The organism is Methylobacillus glycogenes JCM 2850 (assembly GCF_000617925.1).
Lineage (GTDB): Bacteria > Pseudomonadota > Gammaproteobacteria > Burkholderiales > Methylophilaceae > Methylobacillus > Methylobacillus glycogenes.
Genome location: NZ_BAMT01000001.1, coordinates 519,333 through 544,901, shown reverse-complemented (window position 1 = coordinate 544,901; position 25,569 = coordinate 519,333). Strand labels below are relative to the sequence as shown.

Here is a 25,569-nt window from a genome sequence, read left to right as displayed (position 1 = left end):
ATATTTATGATTTTATTTTACACTGGGCGATTATGAGTTTGTGCTTATGGATCGCCAGCCTGGTATTTCCGGGCATCCAGTTTTCCTCGCGCAGCTCTCTGCTGATATCGGCTCTAGTGCTGGGCTTTGTCAACGCTGTGATCAAGCCACTGTTAGTGATACTCACCTTCCCGCTGACTTTGCTCAGTCTGGGATTGTTTGTACTGGTGATTAATGCGCTGATGATTATGCTGGTCGCCAAGCTGATCAAAGGCTTTGAGCTTTCCGGTTTCTGGACCGCCTTTTTTGCGAGCATTTTCATGGCAATACTGGCATTCCTAATCGAGTGGGCCATGCCCAGCCAGGGCATGGTGTTGATCCCCATGGGTGGCAACGCAGATACCATTTCCATCTAGAACAAGTTACCAAAGCCAGGCTTAGGCTCTCTAAAGGCAACTTGAGCCAAGGTCATCGGTCTATGCACTAAGTTTGAGGTTTATGGGTTTATCAGCAACAACATTTTCCCTGTCATCGTTATTTGATATGCTGTAGCAAAAACCCCCTTACCAGTGCTGCAAACCGCCTGGGACGGGCCTTGTGGCTTTATCAACCCTAACCAGCAAAGACCGTCACCCTTGCGCATCCTCTTTGTCAGTTCAGAAGCATATCCCTTGGTCAAAACCGGTGGTCTCGCCGATGTCAGCGGCTCACTCCCCGCAGCACTGAGCGAGCTGGGTGTTGATATTCGTATCCTGCTGCCTGGCTATGCCCCGGTACTGGAAAAGTTGCAAAATACGCGTTTATTGACGCGCGTGAGTGGCTTGCCCGAAGTCGGCGAGGTCAATCTATTGCTGGGCACTATGCCAGACACAGAAGTACCTGTGATGGTGATAGAAAACAGCCGCCTCTATATCAGGCCAGGCGGCCTGTATAACGATAGTCAGGGTAATGATTGGGATGATAATGCGCTGCGCTTTGGCATTCTCTCCAAGGTTGCCGCCATTCTCAGCAGCCACGATACCCCGCTGCGCGACTGGATTCCGGATGTGGTGCACTGTAATGATTGGCAGACCGGGCTGACACCAGCCTATCTGCATTATTCCGGGCTAGCGCATGCCAAATCCATGGTCAGCATCCACAACTTGGCCTTTCAGGGCAGCTACACTCAGGACTGGGTGCAGAGATTAGGCTTACCCGCTGAGAGCTATCAGATGCACGGCGTGGAATACTATGGCCAGATGTCTTTCCTCAAGGCGGGTATTTTCTATGCGGATAGCATCAGCACCGTCAGCCCCACCTATGCCCGCGAAATTCAAACCGACGAATATGGCTTTGGCATGCAAGGCTTGCTGGCAAGTCGAGGGCATGAGATTCACGGCATACTCAATGGCATAGAAACCCAGGAATGGAACCCGGCCACCGACCCTTACCTGGCAAAAACCTACAATATCGAACACCTGGCAGATAAGAAAATAGTGAAAAAAGCCCTGCAAGTGCAACTGGGGCTGGAAGCCGCGCCGCACAAACCCTTGCTCGGCGTGGTCAGCCGCCTCACGCATCAAAAAGGTCTGGATTTATTCTTATCGATTGCAGATAAATTATTAAAGCAGAATTGCCAGATTGCGGTACTTGGCAATGGCGAGGCCAGCATGGAGGCAGGCTTCAGGGAATTGGCCAAGCGCCACCCGCACCAAGTCAGTGTGACTATAGCTATAGAGAGCCACTTTCGCACCAAATCATGGCAGGGGCAGATATGTTTATCATGCCTTCGCGCTTTGAGCCATGCGGCCTCAACCAGATGTATGGGCTAAGATATGGCACGCCGCCTATAGTCACCCGCACTGGCGGGTTGGCCGATTCCATACAGGATAGCAACAGTGCCAGCATGAAAAACAACACCGCCACGGGGTTTGTCATGAATCAGGCCGAACCCCAGCAATTGCTTAATGCGGTAGAACGGGCCTTGGTGTATTACCACGATCCGCGCGCCTGGCGCAAAATCCAGCGCAATGGCATGCGCCGCGACCTGAGCTGGAACCATAGCGCCCAAGCTTATCTACAGCTATATCAAAGCCTGGCAGCCAGTTGAACCAAAAAAAATAGCGTCGGGATTTACTCGACGCTCATTCTTACTCAGCTAGAAATCCCATGAAAAACAGCAAACTGTTACATCTTTTTAACAGTTTGCTAACCATTCTGGCCTTCTCCGCAATATTTAATTAACACTTGCCACCTATTATGGATACCAACGCAGGATAAATGGCATGCTTAATGCTCATTTATATGCGAGCTTTCTCCAAAGCTATACTTCTCCTCCCTTAAAGGGTGCGCACTGCGCACCTTTTTTTTGCCTGTCACTTTCGTAACAGCCTATTCCAGGCGGATCTATTCGAGGCGGATAAAGTGCTCGCGGTAGTACTTGAGTTCATCGATGGATTCATAGATATCCGCCAAAGCTTCATGCTTGCTGCTTTTCTTGAAACCACCAGTGAGGCTAGGACGCCAGCGTCGCGCCAGTTCCTTGAAAACGCTGACATCCAGATTACGGTAATGGAAGAAAGACTCCAGCTCTGGCATGTAGCGCGCCATAAAGCGTCTGTCCTGACAGATGGAGTTACCGCACATAGGGGATTTACCCGCTGGCACGTATTCTTGCAGGAAAGCAATCATTTGCTGGGTAGCGGCGGCTTCGTCCAGCGTGGAAGCCTTCACCTTATCAATCAGGCCTGAGCGACCATGGGTGCCCTTATTCCAGGCATCCATGCCATCAAGCACAGCGTCAGATTGATGGATCACCAGCACTGGAGATTCGCCCAGTACATTAAGCTCAGCATCTGTGACAACAGCTGCAAGTTCGAGAATACGGTCGCTATCAGGGAGCAAGCCGCTCATTTCCATATCCAGCCAGATTAAGTTGTCGTTGTGTTGTGCCATCATGATTTCCATTAAAATGTGACCGCATGTAAAGACAGGTGAACCTTACACCGCTTTCATGCTTCAAAATAAACACAATATTTTAACCGATAAAGCATAAAAATGATGGCGACCAATCTTACCTTCCTGTTTCTTGCGCTGCTGGTATCCACCACTTTGATCCGTGTTTGGCTGGGTCGGCGTCATGTAAGCTATATCCAATCACATCGTAATCAGGTTCCTGCCGCTTTCAATCCCAGCATCAGCCTGGATGCGCATCAGAAAGCCGCTGATTATTCTTCGGCCAAGACTCGCACTGCTCTGCTCGAAACCGTGTTCCAGGCCGCACTGCTGGCAGCGCTAACCGTAGGTGGTGGCTTGCAGTTAATAGATGATATCTGGCGCGGCTTTCTGCCAGATCAGGAAATTTTGCGTGGTGCTGCGGTGATTCTTAGTGCCTTGGTGGTCAGCAGTCTGCTGGACCTGCCTTTTGATTATTACCGTACTTTTGTGGTCGATCAGCACTTCGGTTTCAACAAAATGACGCCAGGCATGTACTTTATGGACATGATCAAGCACAGCATCGTTGGCCTGCTGTTGGGTGCACCACTTCTGTTTGCCGCACTATGGTTGATGCAAGGCGCTGGTGATTACTGGTGGCTGTATCTATGGGTAGTATGGAGTGTATTCAATCTCTTGATGCTGGCGATCTACCCCACCTTCATCGCCCCGCTGTTCAACAAGTTCTCACCTCTCGCTGATCAATCGCTGAAGACACGCATTGAAGCGCTGCTGACCAAGTGCGGTTTCAAGTCCCAGGGTTTGTTTGTGATGGATGGATCCACACGCAGCAGCCATGGCAATGCCTACTTCACGGGCTTTGGTGCCAGCAAGCGCGTGGTGTTCTTCGACACCCTGCTGGAGCGTCTCAATGGTGATGAAATTGAAGCGGTGCTCGCGCATGAACTGGGTCACTTCAAACACAAGCACGTGATCAAGCGTATTGCGCTGATGTTCCTGGTAAGCTTCCTGGGCTTGGCCCTGCTGGGCTGGCTGGTTAAACAAGAATGGTTCTATCTTGGCTTGGGCGTCAATCAAGCCAGTCCCTATATGGCGCTGATGTTGTTTATGCTGGTAAGTCCAGTATTTTTGTTCCTGTTACGCCCACTGATGGCGGGATATTCGCGCAAGAATGAATTTGAGGCCGATGAATACGCCGCCACCAATGCCAATGCCGATGATTTGGTAGAAGCCTTGGTCAAACTGTATAGAGACAACGCCTCTACCCTGACGCCAGACCCGCTGCACTCGGCCTTCTATGATTCACACCCACCTGCCAGCATACGCATTGCCCGCCTTAATGCCTTTACTGCACGTTAAGCTAGATGACTAGCTTGCTAGATGGTTTGGTGGTTGCCTCCTATGGCAAGCGTTTTGGCGTAGAAATCAAAAGCGATGACGGCGAAAGCCGCGTCATCAGCTGTGTCACCCGCGGCAAGAAAACCGATCTTGCCTGCGGTGACCAGGTGCAGGTGCGCATGACCAGCCCCAATGAAGCCGTGGTGGAAAAACTTAAGCCCCGCCAAAGCTTGCTCTATCGCAGCAACAGCATGCGCAGCAAAATGCTGGCAGCCAATGTCACCCAGGTGATTATCGTCTTGGCTACCACGCCGAGCTTTTATGAAGAACTGCTCAACCGCTGTTTGCTGGCCGCAGAAACCGCCAATATCCGCGCCGTGATTGTGCTGAATAAATGCGATCTCGCGATGCCGAGGCTGTGCTGGCCAGACTGGAACCCTACACCGCGCTGGGTTACACCATACAAGCGTTATCAGCACACCAGGACATCACACCACTGCGGCAATGGCTCAAGGGTGAGGTCAGCGTCCTGGTAGGCCAATCCGGCATGGGAAAGTCCACCATCATCAATCAATTACTGCCAGGGCTGCAGGTGCGTACCCAGGAAGTCTCCAGCGTGCTGGATAGTGGCAAGCACACCACCACCGCCGCCCATCTTTACCATCTGGATGCTGAAAGTGCCCTGATAGATTCACCCGGCCTGCAGGAGTTTGGCTTGCACCATCTGGGGCCTGATGAGCTGGAAATGGCATTCAGGGAATTCCGCCCTTTCCTCGGCAAATGCCGTTTTGCCAATTGTCGCCACCTAAAGGAGCCAGGCTGTGCCATCCACGAGGCCGTTGCCTCTGGTGCCATCGCCACCAGACGGCTGGATTATTACCAGCAGCTAAGAGGTGAAATCTCGTGACGACCGCGCTGCTGACACATCCCGACACCTTGCTTCACGTTATGGATGGTCAGCATCCGGAGTCTCCTGCCCGCATTACCGCCATTCTTGACGCGCTAGCGCAAGAAAAAATCTCTTCACACAAAAGCCCCAACACCCTACTCGCTAGCCTGCAACGCCATATAGCGCCTGAAGCCAGCGATGAGCAATTGCTACGCGTGCACTCCGCCGCCTATGTGCAAAAAATCCGTGAACTGGCTCCACGCGCGGGATTAGTCCGGCTAGACCCGGATACTGCCATGGGCCCTATGTCCTTATCCGCCTGTTTGCATGCCTCTGGCGCTGCGGTGCTGGCTACAGACTTAGTGATGCAAGGCAAGGCAAGCAATGCCTTTTGTTGCGTACGGCCACCTGGCCACCATGCTGGCAAATCCCGCGCAGCTGGCTTCTGCATCTTTAACCATATCGCCGTTGGCGTGGCACACGCCCTGGCTGCGCATGGCCTCAAGCGCGTGGCGATTCTGGATTTTGACGTGCATCACGGTGATGGTAGCGAGGATATTTTCAAGAATGATGAGCGCGTGATGCTATGCTCCACCTTCCAGCATCCGCACTATCCACACCGGGGTGCGGATAGCAGGACTGAGCGCATGATCAACGTGCCGCTGGCGGCAGGCACTGGCAGTGAGGGTTTCCGCGCTGCGGTACAGACTGAAATAGCCCCTGCGCTGGAGCGCTTCAAACCGCAGATGCTGTTTATTTCTGCAGGCTTTGATGCCCACGCGCAAGACCCGCTGGCGCAACTCAAACTGCAAAATGAGGATTACGCCTGGGTCACCAGCTTTGCGATGCAGGTGGCTGAGCGCCATGCGGGCAAGCGCATAGTCTCACTGCTGGAGGGCGGCTATCATCTGCCTGCGCTGGGCCAGGCAGCGACTAGTCATGTACGCACTCTGGCTGGGTTATAGCGTTTGATTGCATGGCCAGTCTTGCTGCAATGGCAATGACAGCCGCGCTGAGATCACATGCAGCTCTAGCGTTACTGCTATAATCTGCGCCATGCAAATTACCACCCGCCTTGAATTCGATGCTGGCCATCGCATTCCCAGCCATAAAAGCCAATGTCGCAACCTGCATGGTCATCGCTATGCACTAGAGATCACCCTGTCCGGCAATATCATTGTGCAGGATGGTCTATCCGATAACGGCATGGTGATGGACTTCTCCGATGTTAAAGCCATTGCTAAACGCACTGTGGTCGACGTTTGGGATCATGCGTTTCTGGTATATGAGAAGGACGCAGTAGTGCTGGAGTTTTTGCGCAGCCTGCCTGACCACAAAACCGTGATCTTCAAGGCCGTGCCAACCGCCGAGAACATGGCGGCCGAAGCGTTCAGAATCTTGCAGGCTGAATACACCGATACCTATGGCAATAGCCTTAAGCTGGAACGTGTAAGACTGTATGAAACCCCCAACAGCTGCTGATGCGCTGGGCTAAGCGGGCTAGCTTGGCATCACCCAAAAAATAAAAAGAGCTTGCATCAGCAAGCTCTTTTTATTTTTAACGCAGCGTAGGATTAAAAGCTATTGCGCCCAGACGCAACTACCACCCTTGAGCAAACCCTGTAAATAAGCTTCGTGCTCCTGCTGCTCTGCCTCGCTGGCCGCCAGCACTATCAAAGGCTTGTTGCTGCCTAATTCCATCTCGCCACCCTGATCCTGCTCGTGATGATCCAGCATATCGATCATCAGGCTTTCCTGGCCGCGCGTCATAGCCATGTAAACATCAGCGAGCAATTCGGCATCTAGCAAGGCGCCGTGCAGGGTGCGGGTGGAGTTATCCACGCCGAAGTGTCGGCAAAGCGCATCCAGATTGTTACGCTGCCCTGGCCGCATTTCCTTGGCCAGCTTGAGTGTATCTATAATCTCCAGCACGCCATGCTCAATATTGGGTCTGCCTATCTTGCCCAACTCGGCATTAAGAAAGCCAATATCGAAAGGCGCGTTATGGATAATCAGATCGGCACCCGCAACAAACTGCAAAAACTCATCAACAATCTCTGGGAAACGCGGCTTATCCTGCAAGAATTCCAAGGTAATGCCATGCACTTCCTGCGCGCCAGCATCGATATCGCGATCCGGGTTCAGGTAAACATGAAAATGATTGTTGGTCAGGCGGCGATTGACCAGCTCTACCCCGGCAATTTCGATGATGCGGTGGCCTTGGGTATGGTAGAGGCCTGTGGTTTCAGTATCTAGAAAAATCTGGCGCATGGCTTGAATTCCCGGGCTGTAATGGATTGATGGTTGGGGTGATTAGGATTTTGCTACCGACTTGGCCAGCACCTGGTCCACACCCAGATTTGCCAGGCCATCTGCACGCTCGTTGCCTACATTGCCAGCATGCCCCTTGACCCATACCCACTGTATGCTGTGCTGCTGCACCAAGGCATCCAGTGCCTTCCACAAATCCACATTCTTCACTGGCTTTTTGTCGCTGGTCATCCAGCCTCTAGCTTTCCAGTTGTGCACCCACTCGGTAATGCCTTTTTGCACGTAAGAAGAATCCGTATAGATTTTCACTTCGCACTGGCGCTTGAGTGCTTCCAGAGACTTAATCACCGCAGTGAGTTCCATGCGGTTATTGGTGGTCACCAGTTCACCGCCATACAACTCTTTCTCATGCCCGGCCATCGCCAGCCATGCACCCCAGCCACCTGGGCCAGGATTACCCTTGCAGGCACCATCTGTATAAATTTCAACGACTTGATTGCTCATGCTTGTTTTGTACGTCCGTTCTTTGGGTCGGTGTGGGAATCAGGTTGGCCTTGAGCTTGGCCTTGCTCCAGGCAGGCTTGATCAGGCGCATGCCCAGCACACGTTTTTTGGCGAGCACGAAGTATACCCCACCCATCATGGGCCACAAACGCCCGCCTAGACGCTCAACTAAGTTGGAACGACCACAGAAGCGCTTGTGCTGGAAAGGCAGGCGATGACAGGTCATGCGGCTATCAACAATCTCAAAATCCAGCAACGTCAGCCAATCCTTGACCCGCATCAGGCTGAGAAAATTGGCGTCCCAGGGGTAAGTGCCCTTGTCATTGGCCAATCGGCGCAAGCCCCAGGCACTGACGGGGTTGAAACCAGTGATGATCAGATGACCTTCTGGCACCAGTACACGCGCCGCTTCGCGCAAGGTTTGATGTGGATGTTCACTGAAATCCAGCGTGTGGGGTAACAACAACATGTCCAGCGTATCGGCACTGAATGGTAAGCGGTGGGACTCACACTGTAGCTGTCCAGCACTAACATCAGCGCGATATTGATAGGGAATGCGGCAGTTGCGCAGCAAAGGCATTTCCAGCATGCCAAACTGCAAGGCATTGAAACCGAAAATATCGTGCACGGCGTTATCGAACAAGGCTTGCTCCTGCTCTTGCAGGTATAGCCCCAATGGACTCGCCAGCCAATGTGCCGCGCTTATTGTTGACATCCCTTGCTCAATAGACATAAATAGGCGGCAGACAAAATGAGTGACGTTGAGATGCTAGAAATTATCCCCATTCCCGCCCTGGAGGACAACTATATCTGGTTACTGGTGCAGCAAGGCCATGCCGTGGTGGTTGACCCAGGCGATGCCGCACCTGTGATTAGTGCGCTGACGCAGGGTAACTACATTCTGGATGCCATTCTGGTGACCCACCACCATGGCGACCACACCAATGGCATTGCCGCACTTCTTGAGCATAGCCCTTCTGCCCAGGTCTATTCACCGCATAATCCGCGCTTCAGCTTTGATTATCAAACTGTCAACGCTGATAGCAGCCTCAGCCTCTTTGGCGATAGCTTGATGCTCACGGTGCTGAGCGTCCCCGGGCATACCCTGGATCATGTGGCTTATGTTGGCGAGAGCAAATTTGACGATAAAAAACAGCTATTCTGCGGCGATACCTTGTTTGGTGCAGGTTGCGGCAGATTGTTCGAGGGCACGCCTGCACAGATGTTTCACTCACTGCAGCAACTCGCCCAATTACCGGTAGATACCGCTATTTACTGCGCTCACGAATACACCGCCCATAATCTACGCTTTGCGCTCAGCCTGCAGCCTACTCATGCCAGCCTGCTAGCGCGCCAGGCTGCAACTACGGCCTTGCGTGCGCAAGGTTTACCTAGCCTGCCTTCAAGCCTGGCCTTGGAACTAGCCACCAACCCCTTCCTGCGCTGCCATGAGCCAGGTTTACAAGACGTCACCAAGATGCAGGAGCCACTAGAAGTGTTTACACAGCTCAGGCAGATGCGTAATCGTTTTTGATGGCGACAAGTAAGTTTACAACCCATCTCCAAGCGGCTTGCAGATTGGTTGCGCACTTGACGCTGGCTTGCAAGTTTAGCTACTATCCTAGCACTCTAGAGCCCTCCGAGAAGTCCGAATGACTGTCAGGTCCCTGCTACAGCTGCTATTGCTGGCCTCCCCTGTTTTTGCTGCGTCACTGGCCTCTGCTGATAGCAATGTTGCAGGCGATGAAATTGTTATCCTCAATGACTATCCCGGCGAAGAATTCGTCAATTACCTGCCAGATAACACGATTGCGGCCAGCCGACTGCCGCGAACGTCCTCAGATCTGATTGCGCTTGATCTCTGGCAACGCATCAAAGATGGCTACGCCATTCCCGAACTGCAATCTCCCTACACGCAAAATCACGAAAACTGGTACTCAACGCGCCCTGACTATGTCAAACGCATGGTGGATCGCAGCCAGCGCTATCTCTACCATATTGTTGAAGAACTACAGAAGCGCGGCATGCCCACCGAAATTGCCCTACTGCCCATGATAGAAAGCGCCTTCAATCCGCAGGCGCTTTCGCGTAGCAGCGCCTCGGGTATCTGGCAATTCATTCCTTCCACTGGCAAAAACTTTGGCCTGAAGCAGGATTGGTGGATGGACAACCGTAGGGACGTTACCGCTGCCACTAATGCCGCGCTGACTTATCTGCAAAAACTCTATGTGATGTTTGGCACCTGGATCTGGCGCTGGCAGCTACAATGCTGGCGAAGGCACAGTGGGCCGGGCCATAGAGCGCAACCGTAGCCGTGGCCTGCCCACTGATTACCAAAGCCTGGATCTTTCCGACGAAACCAAGAATTACGTGCCCAAGCTGCAGGCGGTCAAGAACATCATGACCAACCCGCAACGTTATGGCCTGAATATCCAAAGTATTCCCAATCGGCCTTATTTCACCAAGGTCACCGCGCCGCAGCAGATTGATGCACGGCTGGCGGCAGAGCTGGCAGAAATATCCTATGAAGAATTTTCTTCACTCAATCCGGAATATAACCGCCCGGTACTGACTGCCAATGGCAATGTGCATGAAATCCTGTTGCCGATTACCGCCGCCGAGATATTCACCAACAACCTTTCGGCTTACGACAAGCCTCTGGTCAGTTGGCAGACCTATCATGCCAAGCGTGGCGAGCGCATGGATAGCATCGCGCGCAAGTTTGGTATTGATGCCAGTAAGTTGCGCGACGTCAATGGCTTGAGCGGCAGCACCCAGATCAAGAGCAATATGCCGCTGTTGGTGCCTACCCAGGAAAGTAGCGATGCCGAAGCAGTGATTGCCGTCAATGATCACGGTCAGGTCAGCGTTGCCACTATCAGCAACCCCAATGCCAGCAACAAGCTGCAATACACGGTACGCAGCGGTGAAACCCTGCACGCCATTGCCAAAAAACATGGCACGACTGCGCAGCAGATCATGAGCATGAATAGTCTGAAGTCCAGCCAGCTCAAACCTGGCCAGCAACTCAGCATTAGCGTCAGCACCACCCATGCTGCAGCTGTCAAAAAAGCAGTAGCCAACAAGCATTATGTGGTGAAACGTGGCGACACTCTGGATAGCATAGCCCGCAAGTTTGATGTGCAAAGCAAGGACTTGAAGCGCTGGAACAAACTAACTGGCTCGCATATCGCCCCGGGCAACAAGCTCACGGTATCAGGCCCAGACGAAGCCTGACACCAGCGACTATGCGCAAGCGCTTTCCATCTTCATCGTTGACCTCTTGCCTGACTATGGTTTTGCTTGTAGGCCTGTTGGGCGCTTGCAGCCAAAGCAGTGATACGGGGGTTAAAACCAGCGTCAATTACGACGCCGACTACGCGCCAGAAGATGGCGGCACACTGATTGATGCCACACGCGGCGAACCCAGTGGATTGATTCCCATGATTGCTGGTGAATCTGCGGCATCAGAAGTAGCCCAGCATATTTTCAGCAGCCTGCTACGGTTCGATAAAAATCTCGAATTTGAAGGGCAGCTTGCCGAGTCCTGGCAAGTATCGCCAGACCAAAAAATCATTACCTTCAAGCTTAAGCCCAACCTCAAATGGGCAGATGGTAAGCCTTTGACCAGTGCCGATGTGCTGTTCACCTGGAAGCTGGTGACTGATGACAAAACCCGCACTCCCTATGGTTCAGACTACAAACTGGTGATCAAGGCGGAAACCCCAGACGCGCGTACCTTCCGCGTGAGTTATGCCGAACCCTACGCCCCTGCCATCAACTCCTGGGCTGGGCTTGATATCCTGCCCAAGCATCTGCTGGAAGGCAAAGACATCAACACCACCGCGTTCGCACGCAATCCGGTAGGCAGTCATTACTACAAGCTGGAAAAATGGCGTCCAGGCGAACAAATCACCCTGACGCGCAATCCGCTCTCTAGCCAGGGACAAGCGCATATAGAACGCCTGACCAGCCGCTTTATACCAGATGAAGCCGCACAGTTCCTGGAGTTGATGGCGAACAATATCGACGCCATGACGCTATCCCCTGTGCAATATGCGCGTATCTTCCCGGCCAGACCTGAATTACAAAAGAAATTCGCTTTATATAAAGAACTGGGCAACAGCTATACCTATTTGGGCTTCAACCTTAAGCGCAAGCCATTTGACGATATCCGTGTGCGCCAGGCCATTAATTACGCCATCAACAAGCAAGAGATTATTGATGGCGTTTTGCTAGGCCTGGGTGAACCAGTGGCCTCACCTTACAAGCCTGGCACCCGCTGGGCCAATCCCAATCTCAAGCCTTATGCCTATGACCCAGCCAAAGCTAGGGCTTTGCTCCAAGAAGCTGGCTACCAAGATAGAGGCGATGGCATCCTCGCGCGCAATGGCAAGCCTTTGTCTTTCACTCTACTGACCAGTCAGAACAAGCAACGTGAGATGAGTGCAGTGCTGATCCAGCGCAGGCTCAAGGAAGTGGGCATAGAAATACACATAAGGGTGCTGGAATGGGCAACCTTTATTGGCCGTTTCATCAAGACCAGCGATTTTGATATGGTAGTGCTGGGTTGGTCTTTGGCGCTGGATCCGGATCAATACAGCATCTGGCACTCCTCACAACAAGCGCCCGGCCAATTCAATTTTATAGGCTATAACAACCCACGCGTGGACAGATTGCTGGAGCGTGGCCGCATGGAGCTTAATGCTGACAAGCGCACCGTCATCTATCATGAATTGGCGGAGATACTGCTAGAGGAAAGCCCGATAGTTTATCTGTCAGCGGGCTATGGCTTGCAAGCCATACATAAACGCGTCAAGGGCATACCCGACCCTGCCCCGCCTGCGGGCTTGGGCAATAACACTCATGAGTGGTACATCCCGCAACCCTTGAGACGTACGGAGATTACACCATGACGTTTACTTGCCATTGTGTTGCTCACCATTGTGTTGTTTGTCTGCTGTGGTGCGAGGTTCACTCATGCTGAGCTATCTGCTCAAACGCTTGTTCTGGATGGTGCCGCTACTGGTGGGTATCAGCCTGATCTCCTTCCTTATCATGCATCTGGCACCAGGGGATATTACAACCAGCGAAGCTGGCTTTGACCCTAAATCCAGTGAGGAGTCCCGCCAGAAGCTACGTGAAATGTACAACCTGGATAAGCCTGTGATTGTGCAATATGGCTTGTGGCTGCAACGCATGGTCAAGCTTGATTTTGGTAATTCCTTTGCCTCACATCAGCGCCCAGTGTTTTGGGATAGCAAAGACAAGGAAGGCAATATCACTCCAGGCATGATCAAGGAAGCCTTGCCGATTACCCTGTTGATCAATGTATTAAGCTTAGGGCTGATTATCCTGATTGCCCTGCCCTTGGGCGTAATATCGGCACTGACGCAAAACCGTCTGCCTGACCGCTCGATTACTTTGTTTGTATTCCTTGGTTTTGCCATTCCTGGCTTCTGGTTGGCATTGCTGATGATGTACTGGACCGGGGTCATGCATGACTGGTTGCCAATTTCTGGCTTGCACAGCCAGGGCGCAGAAAAACTGGCCTGGTGGCAATACGCCTGGGATAGCCTGCAACATCTGGCCCTGCCTGTGTTCATTTCCGCCTTGAGCGGATTGGCAGGTATATCGCTATTTGTGCGCAATGGCATGCTGGATGTGCTGCATCAGGACTACATCACCACTGCACGTTCCAAGGGCTTGCCTGAGAACAGCGTGGTCTACAAGCATGCCTTGCGCAATGCCTTGTTACCTTTGATCACCATTCTTGGCCTGTCCATTCCCGGTCTGATTGGCGGCTCTGTGATTGCAGAATCCATCTTTGCGATTCCCGGCATGGGCAAATTGTTTTACGACGCGGTGCTGATGCGGGACTTCCCCACCATCATGGGTATTCTGACCATAGGTTCTGCACTGACACTGATTGGTAACCTACTGGCAGACCTGGCCTATGCCTGGCTGACCCACGTGTACGCCGGGGAGTGATGCAATGAGACGTGCGCTTGCCAATCCGCTCGCCCTTTCCGGCTTTATCATCATTGTTGGTATTTTCCTGCTGGCCGTGCTGGCACCGTATTTGGCGCCATATGACCCGAATGCGATAGACGTAAAGGCGATATTGCTCTCGCCCAGCTCCACACATCTCATGGGCACGGATGCCCTGGGGCGCGATGTGTTTTCGCGCATGCTGTTTGGCGCGCAGATATCGCTGCTGGTTGGCTTGGTGGCTGTGGGTATTGCCACCAGTATCGGCATCATACTGGGGGCGATTGCGGGCTATTACCGTGGCTGGGTGGATGTGGTGATCATGCGCATGGTCGATGTCATGCTCTCCATCCCGACCTTCTTCTTGATTCTGGCCGTGATTGCCTTTCTATCGTCTTCCGTGGTCAACATCATGGTCGTGATCGGGCTGACTTCATGGATGGGCGTGACACGCCTGGTACGTGCCGAGTTTCTCAGTTTGCGTAACCGAGAATTTGTCATGGCCTCTGAAGCCCTGGGTGCCAGTGATAAGCGATTAATCTTTATGCACTTACTGCCCAATAGCATGACCCCTATTATTGTCAGTTCTGTGCTGGGTGTCGCCAGTGCAGTGCTGATTGAATCGGGCTTAAGCTTCCTGGGTTTGGGCGTGCAAGCGCCTCAGGCGTCCTGGGGCAATATACTCACTGATGGCAAGGAATACATCCAGTTTGCCTGGTGGTTATCCTTATTCCCCGGCCTTGCCATCTTGATTACGGTCTTGGGTTACAACTTGTTTGGTGAAGGTCTGCGCGACGTTTACGACCCTAGAACCTCGGCCAAGAAATAAGCAGCGTTCTCCTACTGTTACGGATCTGCCTCTTATCTCAGCCTGATGTAAAACCCCTCCCTCAGGAGCATTGCATGAGCTTTCTACAAGGCAAACGTGCCCTTATTATTGGTGTGTTGAGTGAACAATCCATTGCCTACGGCATTGCCCAGGCCATGCGCGCCCAAGGTGCTGAACTCGCCATCACCTATCAGAAAGACAAGTTTCTGCCACGTGTCACCCCCTTGGCCCAAGCATTGGGTAGCAATATCATCCTCCCTTGCGATGTGGCCAGCGATGAATCCATCGCCAGCATGTTGCAGGCTTTAGAACAGTATTGGACACAATTCGACATTCTGGTGCATTCGGTGGCCTTTGTGCCCAAGGCAGCACTTGCTGGGGATTATCTGGACAGTGTCAGCCGCGAGTATTTCCAGATTGCTCATGATGTCAGTGCCTACAGTTTTGCCGCGCTGGCCAAAGCTGCCCTGCCCATGATGCAAGGGCGCAAGGCCAGCCTGCTCACCGTGAGTTTCCTGGGTGCTGAACGCGCCATGCCTAATTACAACGTCATGGGTCTGGCCAAGGCCAGCCTGGAGGCCAACGTACGCTATATGGCGCAGAGCCTGGGCCCCAAGGGCATACGCGTCAACGCGGTTTCTGCTGGCCCTATCGCCACGCTGGCTGCGTCTGGCATCACAGGCTTTGACGCCATCTTGCAGCACAATGCAGCCCATGCGCCCTTGCGTCGCAACATCACGCTGGAAGAAATTGGCAATGCCGCGGCGTTTCTTTGCAGCGATCTTGCCTCCGGCATTACGGGAGAGATTACCTATGTTGATGGCGGCATGAATATCGTCGGCTGATAATCAGTGATTGAGATGTCAGTGATTCAGAAGCCAGCGATGGAGAAAAATAAACGCTGAGAACTTGATAAGTATGTAAAACAGGCAAAAAAAACGGCTGAATCTTCAGCCGTTTTTTATTTCAGACTGTGGTCTGATGATTATTGATTGTTCTGCTCTGGGCTTAACAATTGCTTGTTTACATTGACCTTGCTCTTTTGCTTGAGCGATGCCATGTATGCACGCTTGTACTCAGAGGTCAAAGCAGTTTGCAACTCGGCCTTGGCTTCGCGCTGGGCTTCTTCCGATTCCACCGCGAATTTCACATCGCTCACCTTAACCAGCAAGTAGCCATTGCGGTCAGCAACCGCGTTGTAAGCTGGCAATTTAGTCGCGTTGGCCTTGAACGCAGTCGTTACAGAAAGATCGGTCAGACTTTGCGGGTTTTTGCGATCCACCACAACAGGTTCAGTCCAGTTGGCAGATACTGTCTTGCCAGCACGCAAGTCAGCCAGGGCTGCTTCACCTTTTTCACGCGCCAGCTTGGCGGCTTTTTCCTGCTTGAGGTAATCCTCAATGCCAGCTTTTACTTCCTCAAAAGTACGTGCGGCAGCAGGCTTGTATTCCAGCACGCGTGCAGAGAGCAAATTGTTGGGTGAAACTTCAACCGCTTCGGTATTGCGCTTGTCCTTCAGTACTTCATCGCTGAATACCATATCCATCAGCTTGTCGTTCTTGAAGAACTTGGCACCTTCCGCACGGCTCAACCAGGCGCTGGTTTGCACTTGCAGGTTGAATTCCTTGGCAGCAGCGTCAAGACTGTCAGCCTGTTCATACACCATATTGCTGAAATTGTCGGCCTGCTCGGCAAACTTGGACAATGCTTTCTGGTACATCAACTCGGCACGAATCTGGCCTTGTACATCGGCAAATGCCTGACCGCTACCCTTGATTTCGGTCAGCTTGATGATGTGGTAACCAAAATCAGATTCAACCAGCTCGCTGATGGTGCCTGGCTTCATGGAGAACACGGCATCCTCGAAAGGCTTGACCATAGCACCCGTGCCAAACAAGCCCAGATCGCCACCCTTATCCTTGGAACCAGGGTCTTGCGAATACTGCTTGGCCAGCTCTTCAAACTGGGCAGGGTTCTTCTTCACCAAAGCCAGCACTTCTTCCGCCTTGGCTTTGGCTTTTTGCTTGGCTTCCTCAGTGGGGCTAACACCAAAGGCAATCAGGATGTGGCTGGCTCTGCGCTGCTCATCGCCCTGGAATTGAGCTGCATTCTGCGCGTAATAATCACGTGCTTCCTGCTCTGAAACCTGTTGGCTGGCAATCAGGCTGTTGGCAGACAACAGCACAAACTGCAGCTTAACCTGCTCAGGCACCTTGAATTTTTCCTGATGTTCTTTGTAATAAGCCTGGACTTCGCTATCGCTTACCTTGACCTGGGGAATGTAATCCGCGGTTTTGAATTCAGCCACACTGACTTCACGCGACTGATGTTCAACCTTGATGACATGATTGGCCAGGCCATTGGGCACAAATGCCAGAGCACCCAGACCATCACGCGCCTGCATGGTCAGCAAGTCAGATCTGACTTCACTCTCGAATTGCGAAGGGGTACGGCGACGTTCTGTGAGGAACTGGTCATAGAGCTCTTGCGAGAACTTGCCGTCCTGCTGGAAGATTTGCTCGGAGGTAATATAGTGCGAAAGCTGCTCATCGCTGACGACAAAATTGGCACGCTTAACCTCTGCTGCCAACAACTTGGTATCAACCAAGTGATCTACCACAGCCTGCTTTAGCTCAGGGCCGTCAAGAACGGACTGATCAACCTTACCTTCACTCTGCAAGCGATTGCGCAGATTCTCTAGCGCCGCTTGATACTCCTGCACGGTAATCGAATTGCCATCGACCTTGGCCACCGCCACATTAGACCCGGCATCACGCAAATAACTATCTACACCAACCAATGCGAATGGCACGGTGATAAGTGCCAGAATAGCTTTGGCCAACCAGCCTTTGGAACGATCACGAATTGAATCCAACATACAAAAGACGCCTTCTTTATTTTCAATGTAGGAAATTGTTAGTCTGCAATACAGACTGGTAAACCTAACTCTCGAATATACCACACCTGCAGGCCTCAAACCTACCTCTCACAGGCTAAAACATGGCTTGAATCAATAGGAAAAGTGAGCTGGGTGATACAACTAGGCGGGGAAATTAAATGAAGGGAAAATCGCGCAAATTCATGCATGAGTAATGGCAGCCAAGAACTTACAGGCAATAAAAAAGCGAACCCTAAGGTTCGCTTTTTCTGGCGGAGTGGACGGGGCTCGAACCCGCGACCCCCGGCGTGACAGGCCGGTATTCTAACCAACTGAACTACCACTCCTTGACTTCGCGTTGCTTTCTCCAAAACTCAACGTCTTTTTCATTGATTATATGGTGGGTGCTGACGGGGTCGAACCGCCGACATTCGCCTTGTAAGGGCGACGCTCTACCAACTGAGCTAAGCACCCATTCGCTAATCAACGAAGACCGCTAGTTTACTGCATCTTTGAGCGCTTTACCAGCCTAAATTTAGGAGAATTAGCAGCCTTGATTTTAATAGTGGCGCCAGTGCGAGGATTACGACCATTACGTGCAGCACGTTTACCAACGTAAAAAGTACCAAAACCAATCAGGGTCACATCATCACCTTTTTTCAGCGACTTTGTGATTGCAGCAGTTGTTGCATCCAACGAACGACCCGCAGCAGCCTTGGAAATACCAGCGGCTTTAGCGATTTGATCAATCAATTCAGACTTATTCACCTGTAATCCCCTTTCGACATTGTTTTAAGAACAGGGGCGAAAAGACCCTGTGCAAGCTTTATATCAAGCGGAAAAAGCCTGTGTCAAGCTTTTCCCGCCCGATAACATGCGCTTTAGATCAATGTTTTGTCACTGAAGAGGACTTGGTGGTTTTACCCTTGGGCTTAACCTCAGCTACCTCTTCTTCACCCTCAGCCGATTCAGGCAAGCGCTCAAGCGCTAGCTTGAGAACTTCATCAATCCATTTCACTGGATGGATATCTAGGTGATTTTTGATATTGGCAGGAATATCGCTCAAGTCTTTGACGTTCTGCTCAGGAATCAACACGGTCTTGATTCCACCGCGATGCGCCGCCAACAACTTTTCCTTCAAGCCGCCGATAGGCAATACTTCACCACGCAGGGTAATTTCGCCTGTCATGGCAACATCCGCACGTACTGGGATATTGCTCAGTACAGAAACCAGCGCGGTCGAAATGGCGATACCCGCACTTGGACCGTCCTTGGGCGTAGCGCCTTCGGGCAAGTGGATGTGGATATCGTTCTTTTCGTGGAAGTCCTCAGCAAAGCCCAGACGCTTGGCACGGCTACGCACCACGCTCATTGCAGCCTGTATGGACTCTTGCATGACCTCACCCAGCTTACCTGTGGTAATCACCTTGCCCTTGCCTGGCAGCAGCACAGATTCAATGGTGAGCAATTCACCGCCCACTTCAGTCCAGGCCAGACCAGTCACCTGCCCTACCTGGTTTTCCTTGGCAGCCACACCATAGTCAAAGCGCTGTACGCCCAGGTATTTTTCAAGGTTTTTCGGCGTCACTACAATCTTGCGCGCGCTGGCAGCCTTGCTCTTGTTGGTGAGAATTTCCTTCACCACCTTGCGGCTGATCTTGGAAATTTCCCTATCCAAGCTACGCACACCAGCTTCACGGGTGTAATAGCGCACAACATCACGGATGGTGGCTTCCGAAACACTGATCTCGGTTTCCTTGAGGCCGTGCGTCTTCAGCTGCTTGGGCAGCAGATAGCGCATGGCAATATTCACCTTCTCATCTTCGGTGTAACCCGCCAGACGTATCACTTCCATACGGTCCAGCAATGGGCCAGGAATGTTCAGCGAATTAGCAGTTGCCACAAACATCACATCTGAGAGGTCGTACTCGACTTCCACATAGTGGTCGACAAAAGTATGGTTCTGCTCTGGGTCCAGCACTTCCAGCAAGGCGGATGAAGGATCGCCACGGAAATCCTGGCCCATCTTGTCGACTTCATCGAGCAGGAACAGCGGATTTTTCACGCCCACCTTGGTCATGCTCTGCAACACCTTGCCTGGCATGGAACCGATATAAGTACGTCTGTGACCACGAATTTCCGACTCATCGCGCACACCACCCAGGGCGACACGAATGAACTTGCGATTCACCGCCTTGGCAATGCTTTGACCCAAAGAGGTCTTACCCACACCAGGAGGGCCAACCAGGCAAAGAATAGGTGCCTTGAGCTTGTCCACGCGTTGTTGTACCGCGAGGTACTCAACAATACGCTCCTTGACCTTTTCCAGACCGTAGTGATCTGCATCAAGGATATCTTCAGCACTGCCTAGGTCACGGCTGATCTTGGTTTTCTTTCTCCAGGGCAGGCCTACCAGGGTTTCGATGTAGTTACGCACCACAGTGGCTTCCGCCGACATGGGGGACATCATCTTGAGCTTCTTCAATTCAGCATTAGCCTTGGCCAAAGCATCCTTGGGCATTTTGGCATCAGCAATGCGCTTTTCCAGCTCATCAATGTCAGCATTTTCGTCTTGCTCACCCAGTTCTTTCTGGATCGCCTTGACTTGCTCATTAAGGTAATACTCGCGCTGGCTCTTTTCCATCTGGCGTTTGACGCGGCCACGAATGCGCTTTTCTACCTGCAGGATGTCAATTTCGGCTTCCAGCAGGCTGAGCAAATGCTCCAGGCGCGCAGAAACACTGAACATTTCCAGTATCTTCTGCTTCTCTTCCAGCTTGAGGGTCAGATGCGCAGTAATGGTATCTGCCAACCTGCCTGCATCGTCAATGGTAGCCAGTGAGGTCAGAATTTCAGGCGGAATTTTCTTGTTGAGTTTGACGTATTGGTCAAACTGCGTGAATACAGTACGCATCAGCGCCTGCGTCTGGCTATCTTCGCCAGCGGGGCTTTCTATGAGTTCAGACTTGGCAGCAAAGCATTCCTGAGTTTCAACAAACTCCAGTACTTTGGCTCTATGCAGGCCTTCTACCAAAACCTTAACTGTGCCGTCAGGCAGCTTGAGCATTTGCAGTACGGTGGCAACAGTGCCCACATCGTAGAGATCTTCTGCATCAGGCTCGTCCTTATTGGGCGAACGCTGCGCTACCAGCAGAATTTGTTTATCTTGCTCAGAGGCGAGCTCCAAGGCTTTTACCGACTTTTCGCGACCAACAAACAAGGGAATGACCAGATGCGGATAAACCACTACGTCGCGCAGTGGCAATAAGGGCAACAGTCCAGATTCTGGGGAGAAAGCCGGTAGTGTTTGTTCTGTCATGTGGAAACTTTCAGTGTTGTCAGCAGCGGCAACATGCCAAATGCTATATACATCTATGGGGGCTTACACTGGCGCTTCAAGTACCAGCGCTTAAATTCTCACATAAAAAAGGCTGCAAAGCAGCCTTTTTAAAACAACCTAACTTGCGGTTTCGAGCTTGGGCTCATCCGCATAAATCAACAGCGGCGGGGAGTCACCTCGAATAACGCCTTCATCAACCACCACCTTGTTCAGGTTAGGCATGGAGGGTAAGTCGTACATGATTTCCAATAGCGAGTGCTCCATGATGGAACGCAGGCCACGGGCACCAGTTTTACGCTCGAGTGCTTTCTTGGCGATCAGCTTCAGCGCAGCTTCCCTGAACTCCAGGTCCACACCTTCCATCTTGAACAGCTTGGTGTATTGCTTGGTCAAGGCATTCTTGGGTTCAACCAGGATAGTGACCAAAGCCGCTTCATCCAGCGATTCCAAGGTAGCAATGGCGGGCAAACGACCGACAAACTCTGGAATCAGACCAAACTTGATCAAGTCCTCAGGCTCAACGTCACGCAGCACTTCACCAATCGCGCGTGCATCTTCCTTGCTCTTAACCTCAGCACCAAAGCCTATGCCACCCTTTTCAGAGCGACGACGAATAACCTTGTCCAAGCCATCAAATGCGCCACCGCAAATGAACAGAATGTTAGTGGTATCCAGCTGGACAAATTCCTGATTTGGATGCTTACGGCCGCCCTGAGGAGGAACAGAAGCTACAGTACCTTCAATCAACTTCAGCAAAGCCTGTTGCACGCCTTCACCAGATACATCGCGGGTGATAGAAGGATTGTCAGACTTACGCGAAATCTTGTCGATTTCATCGATATAGACTATGCCACGCTGCGCTTTTTCAACGTCGTAATCGCACTTCTGCAACAATTTCTGCATGATGTTTTCAACGTCTTCACCCACGTAACCAGCTTCGGTCAGGGTGGTTGCATCAGCCATCACAAAAGGTACATCCAGCAGACGGGCCAGAGTCTGCGCCAGCAGGGTTTTACCCGAGCCAGTAGGACCAATCACCAGGATGTTGCTCTTGGCAATTTCCACGTCATCCTTTTGCGAGCCTTGATCCAAACGCTTGTAGTGGTTATACACCGCTACGGCCAGGTTTTTCTTGGCCTGGGTTTGCCCAATCACGTATTGATCGAGGATGGCGCAAATTTCCTTGGGCGTTGGCAGCTTGCCACTCTTGGGCTTGAGACCATTTTCATCCTGAATTTCTTCGCGAATGATATCGTTGCACAGGTCAACACACTCATCGCAGATGAACACAGATGGGCCCGCAATCAGCTTGCGCACTTCATGCTGGCTCTTGCCGCAAAACGAGCAATAAAGTAGCTTTTCGCCCTCGGCTTTAGTAGTCATTCAATATCCTAAATTTAACAATATCTTGCTTGGTATCTTATGCGGCATCCGCACGGCTGGCAATAAGCTTGTCCACCAAACCGTAAGCTACTGATTGCTCAGCGCTCATGAAGTTGTCACGGTCAGTATCCTGAGCAATCTTCTCAACCGGCTGACCAGTGTGATGAGCCAGAATATGGTTGAGCTTTTCACGCAAATAGAGAATTTCCTTGGCGTGAATTTCAATGTCAGAAGCCTGGCCCTGGAAACCACCCAGAGGCTGGTGAATCATGACACGCGAGTTAGGCAGGCAGAAACGCTTGCCCTTGGCACCAGCGGTCAGCAGCAAGGCACCCATGCTGGCAGCCTGGCCTATGCACAGGGTGCTGACATCAGGCTTGATGAATTGCATGGTGTCATAAATCGCCATGCCTGCAGTGACCGAACCACCTGGGGAGTTAATGTAGAAGAAAATATCCTTGTCAGGATTTTCTGCTTCAAGGAACAACAACTGAGCAACCACGAGGTTGGCGGTAACATCATTCACCGGGCCCACCAAGAAGATGATGCGCTCCTTCAGCAGACGGGAATAGATATCGTAAGAACGCTCGCCTCGGCCGCTCTGCTCAATCACCATGGGGATATACCCCAGGCCTTGTGGCTCGAACTGGCTTTGCGCGGTAACTTGGTTGTTTATGAACATTAGCTATTTCCCATCAGGTCATCAAACTTGACTTTCTTGTCGCTTACCTTGGCAGCACCCAATACCCACTCCACCACGTTTTCTTCAGTGGCCAGTGCTGCAGGCTCGTCCAGGCGCTTAACATCGGCGTAATACCAAGCCACCACATCAGCAGGACGCTCAAAGCTTTGGGCAAACACGTCTACCATGCCGCGCACTTGGTCAGCATTGGCTTGCAGGCTGTGCAGATTGACCAGTTCAGACAGAATCAAACGCAGGCTGGCATTGCGGGTAGCCTGCTCTTCAAACAAGCCTGGCTCAAGGTTGACATTGGACAGATCAACACCGCGTTGTTGCAGGTTGTTCTGGGTGTTTTGAATCAGACGGCCAATTTCAGCGTTAACAAACGCCTTAGGCACTTCCAGTTGTGTGTTCTCGATCAGGGCTTGGAAAGCCTGCTCCTTGAGCTTGGCACGTACACGCTTGTCTACCTCTTGCTTGAGGCTGGCAGTAATTTCTTCTTGCATTTGTGCCACGTTGCCATCTTCAACACCCAGGCTACGTGCGAAATCAGCATCAAACTCAGGCAGCTTGGCTTGTTCAACACTGTTGAAAGTCACGTCGTAGCTAACAGTCTTGCCAGCCAGTTGCTCAGGCTTGTGATCTTCAGGGTAAGCCACTTCAAATACCTTGTTGCTACCAGCCTTGTTGCCACTGAGTTCACTTTCGAACGCAGGGAAACGGCCGCCTTCGCCAATGACCAAATCCAGGCCAGATGCGTCGGTACGTTCAACTTCCTTGCCGTCTATAGACGCAATCAGAGTGATGTTGATTTTGTCACCCTTCTTGGAAGCGCGCTTGACTGGGTCAAATGTCGCGCGTTGACGCAGCAGCACATCGATGGTTTTCTTCACTTCGGCTTCGCCAACTTCAAGCACTGGGCGCTCAATTTTGACCTTGGCCAAATCACCAATTTTCACTTCTGGGAATACTTCAAATGTGGCGATGTATTCGATTTTCTCATCAGCCTCAGCATAAGGCTTGTGCTCAATGTTGGGGTAACCCGCAACACGCAGCTTGTTTTGTTGCACAGCATCATTAAAGCTACGCTCAACCGCATCAGACAGCACTTCGTTACGCACTTGCGCACCATATTGCTGACGCACCATATTCAATGGCACCTTGCCAGGACGGAAGCCAGGCAGCTTGGCAGTGCGTGCCAGACGGTTGATACGCTGGCTTACTTCAGCCTCCAAGGGTTGCACTGGTACGGAAACCGTCATCCTGCGCTCAAGATTGCTGATGGTCTCAACGGTTGCTTGCATCTGCTGTGTTCCTTAAATCGAGAAATGGCAGCGTAGGGTCGCAGCTGCGACGTGGCATACACTGTCCAAGTTATTGAAAATCAATCAATTGCAAAACCCGTGCCGGGCCTTGCGCCAGCATTCGTATCATTCAGCCTGCTATATCACGCGCATGACTGTAAATGTGTCTGAATATTAAGCGTTTGATTTTAGCATAGCTGGCCATAAAAAATCATGCCTGGCATTTCTCGCCTGATCAGCATAAGGCTGCTATCACTGGTTCAGGTCATATATGGTCAGGTTAAAGCACAATTACAAGGGGGCGTAGAAAACAAAAATGCTGCATCTGTGAGGATGCAGCATAAAGGGATAATGTCTGGGGAGATTTAGAGGCTTGCAATGCTCAAGAGCAAATTAAGCGGTCATTCTAAAAATTAACTATAGCTTTAGAGCATTAGGCGCGCTGGATGTTGGATGCCTGCTTGCCCTTGTTGGTTTGTGTGATTTCAAAGCTCACGCGCTCATTTTCTTTCAGGCTTTTGTAGCCACTTACCTGAATTTCAGAAAAGTGGGCAAACAAGTCATCACCACCTTCGTCCGGGGCGATAAAGCCAAAACCTTTTGAATCGTTAAACCATTTCACCGTACCAAGTGCCATTTTTATTCTCCTAACCGTTTCAAGTCATCGATAAATTTCAATCCACTAATAAATTCCAATGACTTGCACCGCAGGTAAAACCGTGGCCTGGGACATTGTTTGAACATAGTGTGAATGTATCGTAATCCAATGCTGTAGCGGGTCAGATCAGGAAACTCTGATAATTGTGTAGGAATTATCTGTCACCAACCGCTGATTACCATCACCCGATAATCAACCATAAAATAAAGCCCGATCACTTTAATGAAGTGATCGGGCTTTAAACAGCAGCAGTTGCTGCGTGAGTTATTTCTGTTTTACCTCAGTACCGCCCTTTTCAGGATCACTCTTGAAGCGTTCACCTTTTTGCTGGGCGCTGCTAGGGGTAGTACCCTCATGTTTGTTTTTGTTGCCTACGGCGTTTTTATCCTGGGTCTCTAGATAATCGCCACTGGCATTGGTATCAGGCAAATTCTTTTTTTGCTTATGGGCAGGTGGCGCATCAGCGGTTGGGTCTGCAGCGTAGACACTATTACCCAAGCTCACGAGAAACACAGAAAGAATGGCAGCATAAATCTTGGTCATGTCGTACTCCTTTTATATTGACTTTTGCAGGAGCCCCCATGCTAAG

General features: G+C 51.5%; 23 protein-coding genes, 2 tRNA genes and 3 pseudogenes. 14 read left to right on the top strand and 14 right to left on the bottom strand.

Translation table 11 applies throughout. The annotated features are described in order from the left end of the window. Positions 1-32: 32 nt before the first annotated feature. From JCM2850_RS02590 to JCM2850_RS23720, 3 genes are all read left to right on the top strand, one after another. Positions 33-395 carry a phage holin family protein gene (locus JCM2850_RS02590; protein ID WP_234406038.1) on the top strand — a complete coding sequence of 121 codons (363 nt, stop codon included), beginning with the start codon at positions 33-35 and terminating at the stop codon, positions 393-395. 255 nt (positions 396-650) lie between these two features. Then, complete coding sequence (locus JCM2850_RS16575; protein WP_369384801.1) at positions 651-1,790, top strand: glycogen synthase; 1,140 nt, start codon at positions 651-653, stop codon at positions 1,788-1,790. After that, a complete protein-coding gene (locus JCM2850_RS23720; protein ID WP_369384800.1) occupies positions 1,718-2,068 on the top strand; it encodes a glycosyltransferase in 351 nt (116 codons plus the stop codon). Before JCM2850_RS16575 ends, JCM2850_RS23720 begins: the two co-directional genes overlap by 73 nt. Before the next feature lie 296 nt (positions 2,069-2,364). Here the strand turns inward: JCM2850_RS23720 and orn are convergent, their stop codons facing one another. Beyond that, the gene (gene orn / locus JCM2850_RS02580; protein WP_199898244.1) at positions 2,365-2,913 is read right to left on the bottom strand and encodes an oligoribonuclease; all 549 of its coding nucleotides are present in this window, start codon (positions 2,911-2,913) and stop codon (positions 2,365-2,367) included. Positions 2,914-3,018: 105 nt separating this feature from the next. Here orn and JCM2850_RS02575 point away from each other — a divergent pair, with 105 nt between their 5' ends. The 4 genes and pseudogenes from JCM2850_RS02575 (at position 3,019) to queD (ending at position 6,622) form a co-directional block, all read left to right on the top strand. Further along, positions 3,019-4,272: a M48 family metallopeptidase gene (locus JCM2850_RS02575; protein ID WP_025869670.1), complete on the top strand. Its 1,254-nt coding sequence runs from the start codon at positions 3,019-3,021 to the stop codon at positions 4,270-4,272. A 5-nt stretch (positions 4,273-4,277) separates the two neighbouring features. After that, positions 4,278-5,158, top strand: a pseudogene (gene rsgA / locus JCM2850_RS16570) (ribosome small subunit-dependent GTPase A). Beyond that, positions 5,155-6,105, top strand: coding sequence for a histone deacetylase family protein (locus JCM2850_RS02565; protein WP_025869669.1), 951 nt, complete (start codon positions 5,155-5,157; stop codon positions 6,103-6,105). The pseudogene rsgA and the gene JCM2850_RS02565 overlap by 4 nt, the downstream one beginning before the upstream one ends. 91 nt (positions 6,106-6,196) lie before the next feature. Further along, positions 6,197-6,622 carry a 6-carboxytetrahydropterin synthase QueD gene (gene queD / locus JCM2850_RS02555; RefSeq protein WP_025869668.1) on the top strand — a complete coding sequence of 142 codons (426 nt, stop codon included), beginning with the start codon at positions 6,197-6,199 and terminating at the stop codon, positions 6,620-6,622. 99 nt (positions 6,623-6,721) lie between these two features. Here queD and dnaQ read toward each other — a convergent pair whose 3' ends face one another. Genes dnaQ through JCM2850_RS02540 form a run of 3 tightly spaced genes read right to left on the bottom strand, consistent with a single transcriptional unit; the run spans position 6,722 to position 8,630 of the window. Then, entirely contained in the window at positions 6,722-7,411 is a 690-nt protein-coding gene (gene dnaQ / locus JCM2850_RS02550) for a DNA polymerase III subunit epsilon (protein WP_025869667.1), read from the bottom strand. A 42-nt stretch (positions 7,412-7,453) separates the two neighbouring features. After that, positions 7,454-7,915 carry a ribonuclease HI gene (rnhA, locus tag JCM2850_RS02545; RefSeq protein ID WP_025869666.1) on the bottom strand — a complete coding sequence of 154 codons (462 nt, stop codon included), beginning with the start codon at positions 7,913-7,915 and terminating at the stop codon, positions 7,454-7,456. Then, positions 7,896-8,630, bottom strand: coding sequence for a class I SAM-dependent methyltransferase (locus tag JCM2850_RS02540; protein WP_025869665.1), 735 nt, complete (start codon positions 8,628-8,630; stop codon positions 7,896-7,898). Before JCM2850_RS02540 ends, rnhA begins: the two co-directional genes overlap by 20 nt. Before the next feature lie 36 nt (positions 8,631-8,666). On the opposite strand from JCM2850_RS02540, the gene gloB reads away from it, so the two are divergent. From gloB to JCM2850_RS02510, 7 genes and pseudogenes are all read left to right on the top strand, one after another. Next, complete coding sequence (gene gloB, locus JCM2850_RS02535; RefSeq protein WP_234406037.1) at positions 8,667-9,449, top strand: hydroxyacylglutathione hydrolase; 783 nt, start codon at positions 8,667-8,669, stop codon at positions 9,447-9,449. A 118-nt stretch (positions 9,450-9,567) separates the two neighbouring features. Beyond that, entirely contained in the window at positions 9,568-10,227 is a 660-nt protein-coding gene (locus JCM2850_RS23715; protein ID WP_369384799.1) for a transglycosylase SLT domain-containing protein, read from the top strand. Continuing rightward, a complete protein-coding gene (locus tag JCM2850_RS23710; RefSeq protein ID WP_369384798.1) occupies positions 10,199-11,152 on the top strand; it encodes a lytic transglycosylase in 954 nt (317 codons plus the stop codon). Before JCM2850_RS23715 ends, JCM2850_RS23710 begins: the two co-directional genes overlap by 29 nt. A 56-nt stretch (positions 11,153-11,208) precedes the next feature. After that, positions 11,209-12,831: a peptide-binding protein gene (locus JCM2850_RS02525; protein ID WP_036265369.1), complete on the top strand. Its 1,623-nt coding sequence runs from the start codon at positions 11,209-11,211 to the stop codon at positions 12,829-12,831. 64 nt (positions 12,832-12,895) lie between these two features. Further along, positions 12,896-13,914 (top strand): annotated as a pseudogene (locus tag JCM2850_RS16560) (ABC transporter permease). Then, positions 13,911-14,735: an ABC transporter permease gene (locus JCM2850_RS02515; RefSeq protein ID WP_025869662.1), complete on the top strand. Its 825-nt coding sequence runs from the start codon at positions 13,911-13,913 to the stop codon at positions 14,733-14,735. The pseudogene JCM2850_RS16560 and the gene JCM2850_RS02515 overlap by 4 nt, the downstream one beginning before the upstream one ends. 74 nt (positions 14,736-14,809) lie before the next feature. Continuing rightward, on the top strand, positions 14,810-15,580 hold the full coding sequence (locus JCM2850_RS02510) for an enoyl-ACP reductase FabI (protein WP_025869661.1): 771 nt from the start codon (positions 14,810-14,812) through the stop codon (positions 15,578-15,580). 140 nt (positions 15,581-15,720) lie between these two features. On the opposite strand, the gene JCM2850_RS02505 is transcribed toward JCM2850_RS02510, so the two are convergent. The 10 genes and pseudogenes from JCM2850_RS02505 to JCM2850_RS02460 form a co-directional block, all read right to left on the bottom strand. Further along, a complete protein-coding gene (locus JCM2850_RS02505) occupies positions 15,721-17,613 on the bottom strand; it encodes a SurA N-terminal domain-containing protein (protein ID WP_025869660.1) in 1,893 nt (630 codons plus the stop codon). Between the two features lie 270 nt (positions 17,614-17,883). Beyond that, positions 17,884-17,960: transfer RNA gene (locus JCM2850_RS02500), tRNA-Asp, on the bottom strand. A 51-nt stretch (positions 17,961-18,011) separates the two neighbouring features. Then, positions 18,012-18,087: transfer RNA gene (locus JCM2850_RS02495), tRNA-Val, on the bottom strand. A gap of 22 nt (positions 18,088-18,109) precedes the next feature. After that, a pseudogene (locus JCM2850_RS16555) lies at positions 18,110-18,381 on the bottom strand (HU family DNA-binding protein). A 118-nt stretch (positions 18,382-18,499) separates the two neighbouring features. Next, complete coding sequence (gene lon / locus JCM2850_RS02485; protein WP_025869659.1) at positions 18,500-20,932, bottom strand: endopeptidase La; 2,433 nt, start codon at positions 20,930-20,932, stop codon at positions 18,500-18,502. Between the two features lie 138 nt (positions 20,933-21,070). Continuing rightward, positions 21,071-22,336: an ATP-dependent Clp protease ATP-binding subunit ClpX gene (clpX, locus tag JCM2850_RS02480; RefSeq protein WP_025869658.1), complete on the bottom strand. Its 1,266-nt coding sequence runs from the start codon at positions 22,334-22,336 to the stop codon at positions 21,071-21,073. Positions 22,337-22,373: 37 nt separating this feature from the next. Then, complete coding sequence (clpP, locus tag JCM2850_RS02475) at positions 22,374-23,018, bottom strand: ATP-dependent Clp endopeptidase proteolytic subunit ClpP (protein WP_025869657.1); 645 nt, start codon at positions 23,016-23,018, stop codon at positions 22,374-22,376. Next, positions 23,018-24,322 (bottom strand): trigger factor, encoded by a 1,305-nt coding sequence (tig, locus tag JCM2850_RS02470; RefSeq protein WP_025869656.1) that lies wholly within the window; start codon positions 24,320-24,322, stop codon positions 23,018-23,020. Before tig ends, clpP begins: the two co-directional genes overlap by 1 nt. A 433-nt stretch (positions 24,323-24,755) precedes the next feature. Continuing rightward, a complete protein-coding gene (locus JCM2850_RS02465; protein ID WP_025869655.1) occupies positions 24,756-24,959 on the bottom strand; it encodes a cold-shock protein in 204 nt (67 codons plus the stop codon). Positions 24,960-25,244: 285 nt separating this feature from the next. Further along, positions 25,245-25,523: a hypothetical protein gene (locus JCM2850_RS02460; protein WP_025869654.1), complete on the bottom strand. Its 279-nt coding sequence runs from the start codon at positions 25,521-25,523 to the stop codon at positions 25,245-25,247. Between the last annotated feature and the right edge of the window lie 46 nt (positions 25,524-25,569).